The 16,152-nt window shown below is 74.5% G+C and carries 15 protein-coding genes; 10 read left to right on the top strand and 5 right to left on the bottom strand.

The features are described from left to right. Positions 1-119: 119 nt before the first annotated feature. Positions 120-482: a hypothetical protein gene (locus tag ACFY4B_RS12965; protein WP_074004824.1), complete on the bottom strand. Its 363-nt coding sequence runs from the start codon at positions 480-482 to the stop codon at positions 120-122. A gap of 266 nt (positions 483-748) precedes the next feature. Between ACFY4B_RS12965 and ACFY4B_RS12960 the strand changes: the two genes are divergently transcribed. Further along, positions 749-1,510 (top strand): class I SAM-dependent methyltransferase, encoded by a 762-nt coding sequence (locus tag ACFY4B_RS12960; protein ID WP_387967737.1) that lies wholly within the window; start codon positions 749-751, stop codon positions 1,508-1,510. 67 nt (positions 1,511-1,577) lie between these two features. On the opposite strand, the gene ACFY4B_RS12955 is transcribed toward ACFY4B_RS12960, so the two are convergent. Then, the gene (locus ACFY4B_RS12955) at positions 1,578-3,179 is read right to left on the bottom strand and encodes an ABC-F family ATP-binding cassette domain-containing protein (protein WP_387967734.1); all 1,602 of its coding nucleotides are present in this window, start codon (positions 3,177-3,179) and stop codon (positions 1,578-1,580) included. 258 nt (positions 3,180-3,437) lie between these two features. On the opposite strand from ACFY4B_RS12955, the gene ACFY4B_RS12950 reads away from it, so the two are divergent. Continuing rightward, a complete protein-coding gene (locus tag ACFY4B_RS12950) occupies positions 3,438-4,352 on the top strand; it encodes a RimK family alpha-L-glutamate ligase (protein ID WP_387967732.1) in 915 nt (304 codons plus the stop codon). A gap of 74 nt (positions 4,353-4,426) precedes the next feature. Here ACFY4B_RS12950 and ACFY4B_RS12945 read toward each other — a convergent pair whose 3' ends face one another. Next, complete coding sequence (locus tag ACFY4B_RS12945; RefSeq protein ID WP_387967730.1) at positions 4,427-5,761, bottom strand: NAD(P)/FAD-dependent oxidoreductase; 1,335 nt, start codon at positions 5,759-5,761, stop codon at positions 4,427-4,429. A gap of 472 nt (positions 5,762-6,233) precedes the next feature. Between ACFY4B_RS12945 and ACFY4B_RS12940 the strand changes: the two genes are divergently transcribed. The 4 genes from ACFY4B_RS12940 to ACFY4B_RS12925 all read left to right on the top strand — a co-directional run bounded on the left by ACFY4B_RS12940 (position 6,234) and on the right by ACFY4B_RS12925 (position 10,858). After that, positions 6,234-7,397, top strand: coding sequence for a magnesium and cobalt transport protein CorA (locus ACFY4B_RS12940; RefSeq protein WP_049654602.1), 1,164 nt, complete (start codon positions 6,234-6,236; stop codon positions 7,395-7,397). A gap of 403 nt (positions 7,398-7,800) precedes the next feature. Next, complete coding sequence (locus tag ACFY4B_RS12935) at positions 7,801-8,661, top strand: SDR family NAD(P)-dependent oxidoreductase (protein WP_387967728.1); 861 nt, start codon at positions 7,801-7,803, stop codon at positions 8,659-8,661. A 336-nt stretch (positions 8,662-8,997) separates the two neighbouring features. After that, positions 8,998-10,563 (top strand): hypothetical protein, encoded by a 1,566-nt coding sequence (locus ACFY4B_RS12930; protein WP_387967726.1) that lies wholly within the window; start codon positions 8,998-9,000, stop codon positions 10,561-10,563. Between the two features lie 133 nt (positions 10,564-10,696). Next, positions 10,697-10,858 (top strand): hypothetical protein, encoded by a 162-nt coding sequence (locus tag ACFY4B_RS12925; protein WP_387967724.1) that lies wholly within the window; start codon positions 10,697-10,699, stop codon positions 10,856-10,858. An 18-nt stretch (positions 10,859-10,876) separates the two neighbouring features. On the opposite strand, the gene ACFY4B_RS12920 is transcribed toward ACFY4B_RS12925, so the two are convergent. Then, a complete protein-coding gene (locus ACFY4B_RS12920) occupies positions 10,877-11,233 on the bottom strand; it encodes a hypothetical protein (RefSeq protein WP_387967722.1) in 357 nt (118 codons plus the stop codon). Positions 11,234-11,356: 123 nt separating this feature from the next. Here ACFY4B_RS12920 and ACFY4B_RS12915 point away from each other — a divergent pair, with 123 nt between their 5' ends. The 4 genes from ACFY4B_RS12915 to ACFY4B_RS12900 all read left to right on the top strand — a co-directional run bounded on the left by ACFY4B_RS12915 (position 11,357) and on the right by ACFY4B_RS12900 (position 14,228). Next, entirely contained in the window at positions 11,357-11,953 is a 597-nt protein-coding gene (locus ACFY4B_RS12915) for a helix-turn-helix domain-containing protein (protein ID WP_049654612.1), read from the top strand. Between the two features lie 62 nt (positions 11,954-12,015). Next, the gene (gene lepB, locus ACFY4B_RS12910; protein ID WP_117493041.1) at positions 12,016-13,029 is read left to right on the top strand and encodes a signal peptidase I; all 1,014 of its coding nucleotides are present in this window, start codon (positions 12,016-12,018) and stop codon (positions 13,027-13,029) included. A 222-nt stretch (positions 13,030-13,251) separates the two neighbouring features. Further along, entirely contained in the window at positions 13,252-13,473 is a 222-nt protein-coding gene (locus ACFY4B_RS12905; protein WP_375873829.1) for a hypothetical protein, read from the top strand. 95 nt (positions 13,474-13,568) lie between these two features. After that, entirely contained in the window at positions 13,569-14,228 is a 660-nt protein-coding gene (locus tag ACFY4B_RS12900) for a zinc ribbon domain-containing protein (RefSeq protein WP_049654596.1), read from the top strand. A gap of 96 nt (positions 14,229-14,324) precedes the next feature. Here the strand turns inward: ACFY4B_RS12900 and ACFY4B_RS12895 are convergent, their stop codons facing one another. Beyond that, a complete protein-coding gene (locus tag ACFY4B_RS12895) occupies positions 14,325-16,010 on the bottom strand; it encodes an LCP family protein (RefSeq protein ID WP_387967719.1) in 1,686 nt (561 codons plus the stop codon). Between the last annotated feature and the right edge of the window lie 142 nt (positions 16,011-16,152).

Below are 16,152 nucleotides of genomic sequence, written 5' to 3'. Positions count from 1 at the left end.
GGCGGAGCGGTGCGCCGGTCCGGGCCGCGGATCGTCGGCCGAGGGCATGGCGGGGCCGCGCGTGCCCGTACCGGGCGCGCGCCGGATCGCGTGCGGGGAGCGTCAGCTCGCGGGAGCTGTCAGCAGCGGAACACCTGGAGGCGCGCGAGCGCGGCCGGTCTCGACCCGTTCGCTTCCGGTACCGGCCCGGTGGGCACCGTGGCGGGTGTGGCCGCGACGCCGGTGCCGACGGGGGCGAGGAGGGCCGTGCGGACGGCCGTGCCGCCGCACGCGCGGTGGCGGACCGCGGCCCGGCCGGTCAGGGACTCCGCGGCGTGGTGGGCCTTGCAGGTCGGGTCCCCCTCGGCAGCTGCCGCGGGTTTCGGCAGCGGCTCGGCGGCGTACGCCTGGGCACCGGTCCCGAGGACGGCGAACAGGGCCGAGACGAGCGCGGCGAAGAGAAGGGCGAGCCGCTTGCCGCGCGAGATGCGCCGTGCCGTCACCGCCGCCTCCCCTCGGGTCCGTTGCCGATCACCGTTGTCCCCCAGCGTACCGACGGTGTGTAACCACGACGTTAGCTCCGGGCTCCGCCGAGGTGAGATTTCCCCAACATCGCGTGAAGGTTCTGTCGGGGCCAATCGAGCCTCGTCCACAGGAATATGAGGATCCGTCATCAATTTTCGGAAGCCGCGGCCGATGCAGTAGCCGGCGGCGTCTCGGTCGAGGGAATCCGCTGGCCGGGCGGTGGACCCGCCGCCATGATGCGGACATGCGTACCTTCGAAGAGCTGATCGCCGAGGCGGAGTCCGTGTCCGTGGACGGCTGGGACTTCTCCTGGCTGGAGGGCCGGGCGACCGAGGAGCGGCCCTCCTGGGGTTACCAGCGGCTGCTGGCCGGGCGGCTGGGGGCGGCGACGGCGGCGCTGGACGTCCAGACCGGCGGGGGCGAGGTGCTCGCGGGCGCCGTACGGCTGGGCGGGCGGCCGCCCGTGCTCGCGGCGACCGAGTCCTGGCCGCCCAACCTGGCCCGCGCCACGCGGCTGCTGCACCCGCTGGGCGCGGTGGTGGTCGCGGACCCGGACGAGCCGCCGCTGCCGTTCGCCGACGGGGCCTTCGACCTGGTCAGCAGTCGGCACCCGGTGCGGGCCTGGTGGACGGAGATCGCCCGGGTGCTGCGCCCCGGTGGCACGTACTTCGCCCAGCACGTCGGCCCGGCGTCGGTCTTCGAGCTGGTCGAGTACTTTCTCGGGCCGCAGCCGGAGGCACGGGAGGGCCGCCGCCCCGAGGTGGAGGGTGCCGAGGCGCGGGCGGCCGGGCTGGAGGTGGTGGACCTGCGGTCCGAGCGGCTGCGGACCGAGTTCCGGGACATCGGCGCGGTGGTGTACTTCCTGCGCAAGGTGGTCTGGATGGTCCCGGGGTTCACCGTCGAGGCCCACCGGGACCGGCTGCGCGAGCTGGACAGGCGGATCCGCGCCGACGGGCCGTTCGTCGCCCACTTGGCGCGCTTCCTGATCGAGGCGCGCAAGCCGTAGCCGGGCCGGGCCGGCCCGCCCGCCCGCCCGCCCGCCGGGAGGAAGCCCGGCGGGCGGGCACCAACCCTCAGGACTGCGTGACCAGGTCCAGGTAGGTGTCGTGCCAGAGGTCCTCGTCGCCGTCCGGGAGGAGGAGCACGCGGTCCGGCCGGAGCGCCTCGATGGCGTCCGGGTCGTGGGTGACCATCACGATCGCGCCGGGGTAGCCGCCGACCGCGGCCAGGACCTCCGTGCGGGAGGCCGGGTCGAGGTTGTTGGTCGGCTCGTCGAGCAGCAGCACGTTGGCGCCGGAGTGCACCAGGGCGGCCAGGGCGAGCCGGGTCTTCTCGCCGCCGGACAGTACCCCGGTCGGCTTGTCGGCGTCGTCGCCGCGGAAGAGGAACGCGCCCAGCACGTGCCGCAGTTCGCCGTCGGTCAGGCCGGGCGCGGCCGCGGCGAGGTTGTCGCGCACGCTGAGCGCCGGGTCGAGGGTGTCGTGCTCCTGGGCGAAGTAGCCGAGCCGCAGGCCGGTGCCGGGGACGACGCGGCCGGTGTCCGGGGCCTCCCGGCCGGCCAGGACGCGCAGCAGGGTGGTCTTGCCGGCTCCGTTCGGGCCGAGCACGACCAGCCGGCTGCCGCGGTCCACGGCGAGGTCCAGGCCGGTCAGCACCGGCCGGCCGCCGTAGGACTTGGCGAGGCTGATCGCGCCCAGCGGCATCCGGCCGCACGGGGCGGGCTCGGGCAGCCGGATCCGGGCGGTGCGCTCGGCCTGCCGGACGGGTTCGAGCTCGGCGAGCATCCGGTCGGCCCGGCGGGCCATGCTGCGGGCGGTGGTCGCGGTGGCGACGTTGGCCCGCATCCGGTCGGCCTGGGTGTGCAGGGCGGCGGCCTTGCGCTCGGCGTTGGCGCGCTCCCGGGTGCGGCGGCGCTCGTCGGCGGCGCGCTGGGCCAGGTAGGTCTGCCAGCCGGTGTTGTGGACGTCGATCGTGGCGCGCTGCGGGTCCAGGTGGAAGACCCGGTTGACGGTCTCCTCGAGCAGTCCGAGGTCGTGGCTGATCAGGACCAGTCCGCCGCGGTGGGTGGCGAGGAAGCCGCGCAGCCAGGCGACGGAGTCGGCGTCCAGGTGGTTGGTCGGCTCGTCCAGCAGCAGGGTGCCGTGGTCGGCGAACAGGATGCGGGCCAGTTCGACCCGGCGGCGCTGACCGCCGGAGAGCGTGCCGACGGGGGAGTCCATCACCCGGGTGGGCAGGCCGATCCCGGCCGCGATCCGGGCCGCCTCGGCCTCGGCGGCGTAGCCGCCCCGGGACTGGAACCCGGCCTCGGCCCGGACGTACGCGTCCATCGCCCGGCGCTCCTCGGTGGGCGACCCGGCCCGGGCCATCGCGGCCTCGGCGGCGCGCACGGCGCGGACGGCGGCGTCCAGGCCGCGGGCGGACAGGACGCGGTCGGTGACGGTGGCCGACGGGTCGGCGGCGCGGGAGTCCTGCGGGAGGTAGCCGACGGCCCCGGTCCGGGTGACCGTGCCGGCGGCGGGCGCGAGCTGCCCGGCCAGGGTGGCGAGCAGGGTGGTCTTGCCGGCGCCGTTGCGGCCGACCAGGCCGATCCGGTCGCCGGGGGCGATGTGCAGGGTGACGTCGGACAGCAGCAGGCGGGCGCCGACGCGCACGTCGACACCACGGGTGGTGATCATGGGATAACGCTCCGAAAAAGCTTGCGGACACACGGGTGGCGTGGAAGTGGGTCCGCGAGCTAGGAAATTCGGGGCGTAGACATGTCGGGCAGGTTAGCGGGTGGGCGGAGCGGGCGCATCCGAATTGACAGGGCGACGAAGCGGACGGCTCGGAGCGGGGCGGCACGGTTGCGGATACCCGGTTTCGGCCACCCCGCCGGGCCGATGGCGCACGAGGCCGCCTTGTCGTGATCACGCCGCACTCGCTTGCATGTCCGCATGCCCCGACGCGATCTCGTACTCCTGACCGATCACAGCTCGACCGAAGGCAGTCGGCAGGTGCTCGCCGCCGCCGCCCGGACGCTGACCGGCCGGGAACCCGTACAGCTGGACGCCCGGCACTTCCTGACCGGCGGCAGCGGCCTGATCGAGGCCGACGACGCGGGCGGGTTCCGACTGGAGGCGGGCGGCCGGACGGTGACCGCCGAGACGGTGATCGTCTACGAGATCCCGCCGCACCGGCGCCGCGCGTTCGAGGACTTCCAGCGGCGGCTGCGCGGATTCGGCGCCCGCTCGCTCGGCACCGACGCCCAGGCGTGGCGGGCGGCCACCGAGAAGGACCTCACCGTCGCCCGTTTCGTCCGGGACGGCGTGCCGCACATGCCCAGCATCGCGCTCCGCGAGCCGAGCCCGGAGGCCGCCGCCGAGGCCTTCGCGGAACTCGGCGGCGACGTCTGGGCCCGGCCCTGCGTCGGGATGGGCGGCGACGACGTCTTCCACGTCACGACCCGCGCCCAGCTCGACGCCGCCGCGCGGCACTACGCGCGGGCGCCCTGGCTGCTCGCCCGTGACGCCCGCAACATCCTCCCGGACGGGCGCCGCCACCAGTACCGGGTGGTGGTGCTGCACGGGCGCGTGGTCCGGGTGGTCGAGCACGTCCAGGCGGACCCGGACGCGCCCTGCAACGAGAGCCGGGGGGCCGTCTCCACCGTGCTCGACTACGCCGAACTGCCGGACGGGCTCGCGGAGTCGGCCGTCGCGGCGGCCGCCTCCCTGGGGCTCGACCTGGCCGGGGTGGACCTTGCGGCCGAGAGTGGCGGCGTGGTCTTCGAGGTCAACGTCCACCCCGCCTTCGGCCTGCGCGGCCTGGAACAGGTGGCGCTGCCGTACGTCGCCGCGCACCTCGGGGCGTAGCGCTCCGGAGCGCCGCGCCGGCGCCGCGCCCCCAAGCCCGGAGCGCCGCGCCGGCCCCTCGTTCCCGTGCCCCCTCAGGCCCGCAGGACCGCCGCGAGCACCGACGGCCGGAACAGCAGCGACGGCGGCTCCACCAGCGACATCACCTCGTGGAACGCCGCGGTGACCGCCGGGTCCCGGGTGCTGGCGGCCAGCACCTTGTCGAAGAACCGGTGCTGGAGCCCGACCAGGGCCCCGGAGGGCGCGCCGGCGGTGGCGCGGAAGCGGGCGTCCTCGGCGCAGGAGATCATCCACGGCACCGCGGAGGCCGCGGCGACGGCGCGCCGCGCGGCCCGGGCCGCGGCGTGCCCGATGCCGCCGTGCCGCTTCGCGGAGCGGCGCAGCTCCCGGGCGCAGAACAGGGCGACGGTGACGCCCTGCCCGTACACCGGGTTGAAGGTGCTCGCGGCGTCGCCGACCACCACCAGCCCGTCCGGGCCGCCGCGCTCGTAGTGCCGGCGCACGCCCGGGCCGGGGAGGAACCCCCGGACCTCGCCCGCCGGTTCGGCGCCCTGCAGCACCTCGTGCAGGAGGGGGTCGCGCAGCTGCCCCAGGTGCTCGGCGAACCCCTCCGGGCCGGCCGCCGGTTCGGCGCCGCGCATCCCGGCGAGGCTGACGATCCAGCGGTCGCCCTCGACCGGCAGCAGGACGCCCATCCGCTGCGCGTCCGGGGCCTTGGTCTGGAGGTAGACCGCCTGGTCGCCGAGGTCGGACCCGGCCGGGCGGTGGAAGATCCGGGAGGCGTACGCGACGCCCGCGTCCACCCGCTCCTCGGGCACCGGCGGGCAGCCCAGTTCGGCCAGCCACTTCGGCACCGAGGTCGAGCGCCCGGCCGCGTCCACCACCAACTCGGCCGGTATCTCCCGGACCTCGCCGCGCTCCGGGCCGCGCTCGCGGACCTTCACCCCGGTCACCGCCGCCGCCGAGCCGAGCAGCCCGACCACGTCCGTCCCCTCCAGGAACTCGATCGCGGGGTGGGCGCGGACCCGGTCCAGCACGAACGCGTCGAGCAGCGGCCGGGTGCAGGAGAGGAAGGCCATCTGCGCCGGGTACTCGGCCAGCCACCCCGCGGAGCACAGCCACCTGACGTCCGAGGCGGCCACCCGCTGCGCGCCCGCGTCCATCAGCTGCTGCTTGATGCCGGGCATCATCTCGTCCAGCAGCCGGTGCCCGGCCTCCAGTACCAGGTGGGCGTGCCGGCCCTGCGGCACCCCGGCCCGGAACTCCGTCCCCGCCGGGTACCGGTCGCGCTCCACCACGACGATCCGCTCGGCGATCCCGCGCAGCGCCCAGGCGGCCGCCAGCCCCGCGAGTCCGCCGCCGACCACCACCGCAGTACCCCGCCCCGGGGCCTTCTTCGAAGAAGTCATGACACGTAGCGTAGTGGCGTGGTCGCCGATTCGTGACGGCTTCGCTGTGGACGAACAACCCCACCTGGTGCGGCCGTTGAGAGGGCGCGGGGCCGGCGCCGGGCGCTCCGTGGAACACCGGTGCGGGCGGTGGACGCGTGCCCGGCCCGGGGCCCTGGTCGGAGGCCGGGGCGTACGGGTACTAGACTCGGCGGGGTTGTGCTGGCGCCCCTCCCGGTGCGTGAGCGCGCGGAGCCGAGGAGGTGAGAGCCGTGGAGTGCAGTAGTACGGGTCGAAGTCGGCCCCGCCCCCGGTTGTCCCGCACCACTCGCAGCCCCCGGCACACCTCCTCCCGTACGGCTCCCGCGCGGCACTGACCTCGTCCTCCCGGCGAGGCGCCGCCGGTCGCGCCGTGCGCGTGGCGGCCGGCCGGGCGCCTCCGGCCGCCGTGTTCCCGTACGGCGGCCGGGCATCCCCCGTGGAGGTCTCCGCCATGTCCGACTGGCGTGTGCGCGCCGTGCGCGCGAGCAAGCGTCCGTTCTCCCGTTCCGTCGTCCGGCCCTCGGACACCCAGCCGGCGCCCGAGCACTCGATGGACCCGCGCCCCGACCAGCCCGTCGAACCGGTGACGCTGGAGCGTTCCGTCGTGGACGCGGCGGTCTACCGCGACGGCCGCCGGATAGACGCGCCCACCGACCTCGCCGACATCTACCGCACGCTGCCCGACCGGCCCGGCACGATGGCCTGGATCGGCCTGTTCCGCCCCGCCGAGGCGCAGCTGCTGGAGGCCGCCGACCGGTTCGACCTGCACGAGCTGGCCGTCGAGGACGCCATCGTCGCCCACCAGCGGCCGAAGCTGGAGCGCTACGGCGACACCCTGTTCGTCGTGCTGCGCGCCGCCCGCTACCTGGACGAGGCGGAGGAGGTCGACTTCGGCGAGATCCACCTCTTCGTCGGCCCCGACTTCGTGCTCACCGTCCGGCACTCCCAGGCCCCGGACCTGTCGGCGGTGCGCCGCCGCCTGGAGGACGACCCGGAGCTGCTGGCGCTCGGCCCCGAGGCGGTGCTGTACGCGGTGCTGGACGCCGTGGTGGACGGCTACGCGCCGGTGATCGCCGGCCTCCAGCACGACATCGACGAGATCGAGACCGAGGTGTTCGGGGGCGACCCGCAGGTCTCCCGCCGCATCTACGAGCTGTCCCGCGAGGTGATCGAGTTCCAGCGGGCCACCCGCCCGCTGCTGGAGATCATGAAGAGCCTGGAGGCGGGCTTCGGCAAGTACGGCACCGACGAGGAGCTCCAGCGCTACCTGCGCGACGTCGCCGACCATGCCACCTACGCCGCCGAGCGGGTGGACGGCTTCCGGCAGATGCTCCAGAACATCCTGACCGTCAACGCGACGCTGGTCTCGCAGCGGCAGAACGAGGAGATGAAGCAGCTCGCCGAGGCGGGGCACGTGCAGAACGACGAGATCAAGAAGATCTCCTCCTGGGCGGCCATCCTCTTCGCGCCGACCCTGATCGGCACGGTGTACGGGATGAACTTCGAGACGATGCCGGAGCTCCAGTGGGCCTTCGGCTACCCGTTCGCGATCGGGTTGATGGCACTGGTGTGCACCGGGCTGTACCTGGTGTTCAAGAAGCGGAACTGGCTGTAGGCCGGAGCTCCGGACCTCCGCGGGGGTGGCTGCGTCAGGGATTCGTCAGGGCGTCGGCGCGGCGCTTGCCCGGGTGGGCGAGCGTCGGTTGGATGAGGAGCATGAACCGCCCGGTACGCCATCACGACCGTCCGCCGCATAGGCGGCCGACGGTCCGCGCTGCCGTGGCCGTCATCGCCGTGCGCTGATCCGCGCCTCCCCGCCGGAGGGCACGGTGCGCGCCGTACCCCGTCCCGGCGCCGTCGCGGCGCGGGCGGGGGCGGGCGCGCGCGGGCCTCGCCCGGGGCCGTCGCGATCCGTAGAAGGCGTTCGGCGTTCCTCTTCTCCTCATTCCATCGGGCCAGTTGAGCCCGCACCCCCGGTCCGGTCAGGGCCGGCGGTGCCACGCACCCTGGGAACGGTCATGTCCGACTCCGTCCTGTCCATCTCCGCCGTGTCCGCAATGTCCGGCACCGTGCTGTCCGGCCGCACCGCCCTGGTCACCGGGGCCTCCTCCGGGATCGGCTGGGAGACCGCCCGGCTGCTCGCCGGGCTGGGCGCCACCGTGCTGGTGCACGCCAGGACCGCCGCCGAGGCCGAGGCGGCCGTCGAGCGCCTGGTCGCCGCGGGCGCCCGGCGGGACCAACTCGTCGAACTGGCAGCCGACTTCACCCATCTCGCGGAGATCGCCGTGCTGGCCGGCGCGGTCGTCAAGCACTACCCGGCGCTGGACCTGCTGGTGAACAACGCCGCGGCGATGGCACCCGAGCGCTGCACCCTCACCGAGGACGGCAACGAGGTCTCGCTCCAGGTCAACTTCCTGGCCGCGCACCTGCTGGCGCGGCTGCTGCGGGCGCCGCTCTCGGCGGCCGGCGACGCCCGGATCGTCAACGTCTCCTCCTCGCTGCACCGCACCGCCTCGATGAACTGGGCGGACCCGCACCGGACGAAGCGGTACTCGCGGGTCGCCGCGTACGCGCAGTCGCAGCTCGCGCTCACCATGGCGACCGCCGAGATGGCACCGGCCGGCTCCGGCATCACGGCCGTCAGCCTCAACCCGGGCCAGTGCGCCACCGCGCTGCTGCCGCTGTACGGGCGTACGGGAGCGCCGGCCGCGGAGGGGGCGGCGGCCGTGGTCCGGCTCTGCCTGCCGGGCGTCCCGGTCGCCAACGGCGCCTACTACGACGGCGGTTCGGTCGCGCAGACGGCGCTGGTCGCCCAGGAGGAGCGTTCGTTGAAGCGGCTGGCGAGGCTCGCCGACCAGCTGGTCGGCCGGGCGGCCTGAACCGGGCCGACCCGACGTCCACGAGGAAGACCGCCGTGTCCGAGCGCGCCCGTAAGAAGAGGGCCCGTCGGAAGAAGAACGCGAATCGCGGCGGCAGGGCCGGCCAGGGCTGAGCCGCCCGGCCCTCGCCGGAGGGTGACGGCTGCCGGGCACCGGGAGGGCGCGCCAAGAGCGCGTCAAGAACGGTGCCCGGCGGCGTCAAGGAGGTGTCAGGGAGCACCTCGTCGCCGGTGACGCGGCACTAGCGTCGCGCGGCGGAAGTGGAGAAACGGTTCTGTGCTTTGGTTCCGGCCGGGGCGTCGGCAGACCGTGCGACGGGGGAAGGGACGGGTGGTCATGACGACCTCCATGGAGCACCGGGCGAGCGCCCCGCGGGAGGACGACCCTGCCGAGGAGGGCCGCGCCGGGGAAGGCCGGGGCCGGGAGGAACGGGCCGAGGAGGGCCGAGCCGGGAAGGCGCCGGGCGCCCCGACCCGCCTGGGCCGGGCCGTCCGCAGGACGGGCAGTCGGGCCTACTGGACCACCCCGCGCCTGGTCCGCGGCCTCACCGCACTGAGCCTGGCCGCCCTGCTCGCCCTCGGCGCCACCGCCACCGCCGTGCTCGGCGGAGCCCGCGACGGCACCGACACCATCGGCCACCGGGCCGCCCCGCAGGCCACCCGCGCCGCCGACCTCTACTTCGCGCTCAGCGACATGGACGCCCAGGCCGCCAACCTGCTGCTGGTCGGCGCCGACCCCGACTACACCGCGCTGCGCCGGCAGACCCTGGACGCCTACGAGCAGCGCCGCGCCCAGGCCGACGACGACCTCCAGCAGGCCGCCCAGGCCGCCGCCGACGATCCGGCCGGGCAGCGCGCCGTCCAGCTGGTGCTCGACCGACTGGGCGGCTACGAGGCCCTGGTGGCCCAGGCCAGGCTGCTGGAGGAGCAGGCCAAGGCACCAGCCGGACAGCCCTCCCCGGCCGCCCTGGACACCTACCGGCAGGCCACCGACCTGCTGCGCCAACAGCTGCTGCCCGCCGCCGACCAGGTCACCGCCGCCAACGAGGCCACCGTCGAGCAGGTGTACTCCGGGCAGCGCCGGGCGCTCGGCGGCGGCTGGTGGTGGCTGCTCGCCGTCGGCCTGCTCGCGCTGGCCGCGCTGCTGGGCCTCCAGCGCGCCCTCGCCGTGCGCTACCGGCGGGTCCTCAGCCCGGCGTTGGCCGCCGTCACCGTGCTGACCGGCGCGGCGCTGGTGACCGCGCTCGCCCTGGCGGGCCGTGCGGACGACCGCCTGGTGACGGCCAAGAGCAACGCCTACGACTCGGTGATCGCGCTCAGCCGGGCCCGCGCCGTGGCGTACGACATGAACGCCGACGAGAGCCGCTACCTCACCGACCCGAGCCGCGCCGCCGCCTACGAGCAGGGCTTCCTCGACAAGGCGCAGGCGATCGTCCGCCTCGACGGGGCGGCACTGCCGGACTACGGCGCCCGGCTGGCCGACGCCGCCGCCCGGCACCGCGCGGACCGTACGGCGGTCCCCTTCGGCGGCTACCTGGGGAGCGAGCTGCACAACATCACCTTCGCGGGCGAGCAGGACGCCGCTGAGCGGGTGCTGGACGCCTTCCAGCAGTACCAGCGGACCGACCGCGGGATCCGCGAGCTGCGCGACGCCGGGAGGCTGAAGGAGGCGGTCACGCTCAACACCGGGCTGTCGAAGGGCCAGTCCGACTACGACTTCGGGCAGTTGGGCACCGCGATCGGGGACACCATCGCGATCAACGCGGGTGCGATGGACCGGGCGGTCGCCGCGACCGACGACGACCTCGACGGCACCACGGCGGCGCTGGCCGGCGGGGCGCTGCTGCTGGCGCTCGGCCTCACCGCGTTCGGGGTGCGGGCCAGGCTGCGCGAGTACCGGTAGCGGGCCGCGCTTCCCGCCCCCGTTGCTCACCGTTGCTCACTGCTCGGTGACAACTCGGCCTCGGTCCAAGGACGTTCGGTGCCGCCACGGGGCCGGCGGGGGAGTCTCCCCGGCGACGGGGGAGGAGGCCCGGATGCGGGCGATCGCGGGGATGATGACGGCGGCCGTGGTGGCCGGGCTGCTGTTGGGCGGGGCGGTGGGCCTGGTGCTGTTCGTCGTCACGGACTGGTCCGAGCCGATCGTGCGGTCGCTGTACGAGCAGGGGCCGTTCTTCTGGTTCCTCGGCACGCCGTAGCTGTTCGGACCCGTAGGGCTAGCCGGGCAGCAGCCGCTGGTACTCGGCCTCCGGGTCCAGTTGGCGCCGGTACTCGATGTGCAGCCGGACGGTGCCGTCCGCTCCGGCCAGGCGGTCGAGCGGGCCCTGCCAGGCCGGCAGCGGGCGGGGCCGCGGCCACTGCTGGGCGAGGACGGCCAGCGGGGTGCCGTCGGCGGCGCGCACCACCCAGGTGGCGAGGCCGCCGCCGATCAGCGGGAGCCGGGGCCGGGGGAGCCCGAGGGCGGTGAGCGCCGCCGGGGCGTCCAGGCCGTCGGGGAGCGTGACGGTCCCGGCGTGCGGGGCGTCGGCGTCGTCGCCGGCCGCGACGCTGTCCCGGGTGAGGTGGATGCGCATGACGCGAGGATAGGCGTCGGGGCCGTGGACGCGCCCCGGGGCGTGACCCGCAGGGGTGGCGGAGCGGTCCTCACCCGTGTGCCGGATTGACAAGGGTCCTTGCCGTACCGGCAAATGGCAGGCATGGCCGACGAAGAGTTCGAGAACGTCCTCACCACGGTGGGCCCGCGGCTGCGGGCGCTGCGCAGGGAGCGCGGCACCACGCTCGCCAAACTGGCGGCCGCCACCGGCATTTCGCTCAGCACGCTGTCCCGGCTGGAGTCCGGGCAGCGCAAGCCGACGCTGGAGCTGCTGCTGCCGCTGGCCCGGGAGTACCGGGTGCCGCTGGACGAACTGGTCGGCGCCCCGGCCACCGGAGACCCGCGGATCCACCCGCGCCCGGTGACCAGGAACGGCCAGACCATCGTCCCGCTCACCCGCCACCTGGGAGGCCTGCACGCCTACAAGCACATCGTGCCGCCCGGCCGGAACGCCGGGCCGGACCTGGAGCTGAAGGTCCACGAGGGGTACGAGTGGCTGTACGTGCTGTCCGGGCGGCTGAGGCTGGTGCTCGGCACCCACGACCTGGTGCTGGCGGCCGGTGAGGCCGCCGAGTTCGACACCCGCACCCCGCACGCCTTCGGCAACGCGGGCCCGCAGCCGGTGGAGTTCCTCAGCCTGTTCGGTCCGCAGGGCGAGCGCATCCACGTCAGGGCGCGCCCGGGAACCTCTGTTCGGTAGGTTCGTTCCTGACAGGGGGTCTTCCTACCGGCTCCCGCCAGGCCGTCGGAGGGGCCGAGGAAATGACTGTGCAGCAGAGCGCGGAGTCCGGCGAGAGCGGCGGAGCCGCGGAGCGCGAGGGGGCCGGGGACGGCCGGGCGGGAGCGGAGGCGGGTACGGGCACCGCGGTGGCGGAGGGGGCGGACGCGGTGAACGCGGGCGCCGACGCTCCCGGGAAGGCCGACGAGGAGGCCGAGCGCCCCCGGAAGAAGCGCCCGTTCTGGCAGGAGCTGCCGATCCTGCTGGTGATCGCGCTGCTGCTCTCGCTCGGCATCAAGACCTTCTTCGTGCAGGCCTTCTCCATCCCCTCCGGCTCGATGGAGCAGACCCTCGCGATCGGCGACCGGGTGCTGGTCGACAAGTTCACCCCGTGGTTCGGCGCCAAGCCCGAGCGCGGCGAGGTGGTGGTGTTCCGCGATCCGGGTGGCTGGCTGGAGGGCACGCCGGCGAGCTCCGGCGACTCCGTCATGGGCAGTGTCCAGAAGGTGCTCAGCACCGTCGGCCTGATGCCCTCGGCGGACGAGAAGGACCTGATCAAGCGGGTGATCGCGGTCGGCGGGGACACCGTCGACTGCGAGGCGGGCGCGCCGCTGAGGGTGAACGGCGTCGCGCTGGACGAGCCGTACCTGTTCCCCGGTGCGACGCCCTGCGACAACGACCCGGTGGGCACCGTCACCGTGCCCAAGGGCAAGCTGTGGGTGATGGGCGACCACCGCAACAACTCGCGGGACTCCCGCTGGCACCACAACGAGACCGGCGACGGCTTCGTGCCGGTGGACAACGTGGTCGGCCGAGCCTTCGTGGTCGCCTGGCCGCTGTCCGACTGGTCCACCCTGCCCGTCCCGGACACCTTCGACAAGGTGCCGGCCGGGGCGGCGGGCGCGGCCGGCGCGCCGTTCGAGGCGCCGCCGGCGCCGGAGGCCGCCGCGCTGGCCGGGATCGTGCCGCTGGCCCTGTGGCAGCGGCGGCGGTCGGCGCGCAAGTCGTCGGCGCGCACGCCGTCGGTGCAGGAGCCCTCGATGCGGAAGGACCGCTGAGGCCGGCTCGCCCCGGCACCCCGACCCGGCCGGTCCTCCGGCCGGGTCGATCGTCTTCGACGGAACTCCTCCCGCTGACCTCTACACGCCTGTAGAGTTCAGGAGGTGAGCTGCACCCCGGCCGTCGGCCGCCCCCGAGCGGGGCGTCCGGCGGCCGGGTCCGGGTCGGGAGACGGAGCCGTGATGGAGAGTCAGTGCAGTCCCGTGGGCGCCGGAGGTCCGGTGGGAACGGAACCGGCGGACCGGGACGTCCAGTGGGTCTACCAGCCGGTCGAGGTGGACCTCGGGGGCGGTGCCTGGGCGCTCGGCCGGATCAGCGGGTGGTGGCAGGACGCGGCCGGGCAGCGCTGGTGCCGGCTGCGGATCGGCCGCAGCGGGCAGCCCGCGCGCTGGCAGCCGTTCGATCCGGCACGGGTGCTGCTGCTGCCGGCCACCGGGCTCTGATCGGGGACGGTCGAACGTTGTTGGCGGAACCGTTCGATGGGCCCTATCGTCCCTGGGAGCGACCGCTGACAGGCCATTGAGCGACCGGGGACGACGTGAGTTCGGAGATCTACTTCAGCAGCAACTACCGCGACATGTGCGAGCAGCACGGCACCGGCGCGGGCTTCCAGTTCGAGTTCTACTGCTATCGCTGCTCGGACACCTGGCGTTCGACGTTCGAACCGTTCCGGACCGGCCAGATGGCCGGCTGGATAGGCAAGGGCGTCAGTGCGGCCTGGAACCTGATCGGCGGCAACGCCAACACCATCAGCAACGCCGCCGACGGGCTGGCCGGGCAGACCTGGGGCACCTCGCGGGACGCCGCGTTCCAGCGGGCCATCACCAACGCCCAGTCCCACTTCAACCGTTGCGCCCGGTGCACCCAATACACCTGCGGGCGCTGCTTCGACCCGGCCCAGGGCCTGTGCCACAACTGCGCCCCGGACACCGCGGCCGAGGCGGTGGCGGCGCAGCACCGCGGTCTCAACGACGCGGTCACCGAGCGCGCGTTCAAGGCCGGGCAGCAGTCCGGGGCCGGGTACGACGTCAGCACGCCGCGGCAGCTGGTCTGCCCGCAGTGCCACACCGAGACCCACGGCACGCCGTTCTGCCCGGGCTGCGGCTTCCGGCTGGCGCAGCCCGTCCAGTGCACGGGCTGCCGCCAGGACGTCCCGGACGGCGCCGCGTTCTGTCCGTCCTGCGGGACGAGGCGCTGACACCCCCTCGGACGTACCTCGGCGGGGCGTCTCCGGAGCGATGTTCCGGAGGCGCCCCGCCGTCGTGCGGGGGACCGCTGTGCGAGGGGGCCGGGCTCAGCCGTACGAGAGGTTGCTGCAGGGGTCGTCGTCGGCCGAGCGGGCGGCGCCGCTGATGCTGGTGGGCAGCGGGGCCGGCGCGGTGGCGGCGCCACCGGGGGCCGGCGTGGCCGGGCCCGCCGGGTTGGCGGCGGCGAAGTCGTGGCCGAGGACGACGCTGACGCCCCGGCCGCCGGGCTGCACGGTCGCACCGGGGAAGAGCTTGGCGACCGACTCGGCGGCGGTGCGCTCGCCGGTGCCGTACTCGACGACGGTGGTGCTGCGCGGCTTGCCGACCGCGTTGCCGACGCCGGTGACGGTGTAGCCGGCGCCCTTGACGGTCTCCGCGGCCCGGCCGCCGAGCCCGGTCTCGCCGGTGCTGTTGAGCACGGAGACCTTCACCTCGGCGGCCTTGGCGTCCGGGGCGGCCGTCGGGGCCGGAGCGGCCGCGGGGGTGGTGGCGGGATCCGCGGCGGGGGAGGCGGAGCCGGCTTCGGCCGGGGCGCTCGCGTCCTGGCCGTCGATGGTGCGGTCGGCCTTGAGCGCGGCCCAGAGCTGGTCCACGTCCGGGTGGACCAGGGCGACCCGCGGGCCCTCGTAACGCCACGGCACGGTCAGGAACTTGATGTCGTGCAGGTCCACGTCCTTGAGTTCCATGGCGAAGGAGAGCAGCTTGGCGGCGGAGCCGAGGCCGGGGTCGACGGTCAGCGACTTCGTGGCCGCGTCGGCGAGCGGCAGCAGCGTGGTCGGGTCCATGCCGTGGGACTTCACCTCCTTGATGAGGGAGGAGAGGAAGGCCTGCTGGCGCTTGGTGCGGCCGATGTCGGAGCCGTCGCCGATGCCGTGCCGCACCCGGACGTAGTCCAGCGCGCTCTGGCCCTCGACCTTCTGCTTGCCCTTGGCGAAGAGCAGCTTCCCCTTGCGGCCGAGGTTGGGGTTGAGGTCTCCCTCGTGGATGTCGTTCGGCAGGCAGACCTCGACGCCGCCGACCGCCTTGGTCATCGACGCGAAGCCGTTGAAGTCCACCACGATGGTGTGGTCGACGCGCAGGTTGGTGAGCTTCTCGACGGCGTTCTGGGTGCAGGCCGGGTTGCCCTGGTCGCTGTCGCCGACCGAGAAGGCGCTGTTGAACATCACATTGGTCTGTTCCTTGGTCCACTTGCCGTTGGGGAGCTTGCACGGCGGGATGGTGACCAGGGAGTCGCGGGGGATGGAGATGCCGACGGCGTGCTTGTGGTCGGCGTAGACGTGCAGCAGGATCGCGGTGTCCGAGCGGGCGCCGCCGTCCCCGCCGCCGCCCAGGTCGCTGTTGCCGTTGCCGCGGCTGTCCGAGCCGATCATCAGCACGTTGACCGGGGTGCGGCCCTGGGAGTCCGGGGCCGCGGCCTCCGGGCGGTCCTTGCTGAGGGCGTCGCCGTCGAAGGTGCTGATGTTGCTGTTGAGCCGGTAGTAGAGGGCGGCGCCGCCGAGGACGGCGAGGGCGGTGCAGCCGGCGGTCGCCCAGAGCACCTTCTCCTTGGTGCTGCGCTTGGGCTTCTTCTTCGCCCGGCCCGCCGCACGGCCCTCCGCCGGGCCCTCCGCTATGTCCGAGCTGTCCGGGTTCTGACCGGTTCCGGTCCGGTCGGCCCTCCGGCCGGTGCTCCGGCGCCCGCCCGCCCGGTGCGGCGAATTCTCGGCTCCGGGGGAACCCTTGCGGCCAGACACGTCGTCATCCTCCACAGTTGCCACGCGCCCCCCGTCGAAGCGGCGGGTTCGCGTGGCCGGGGGCCGGAGCCGATCCGGGCAGGGCCCGTCGCTAAACTTTTACACCGCTGTAGAACTTCAGTGGAGCATACTAGGCGCGGAT

Origin of the sequence: Kitasatospora sp. NPDC001261 (assembly GCF_042896795.1) — a bacterium.
In the GTDB taxonomy this organism is placed as follows: domain Bacteria; phylum Actinomycetota; class Actinomycetes; order Streptomycetales; family Streptomycetaceae; genus Kitasatospora.
Note: the sequence above shows the minus strand (reverse complement) of the source record. Positions and strands in the feature narration are given on the sequence as shown.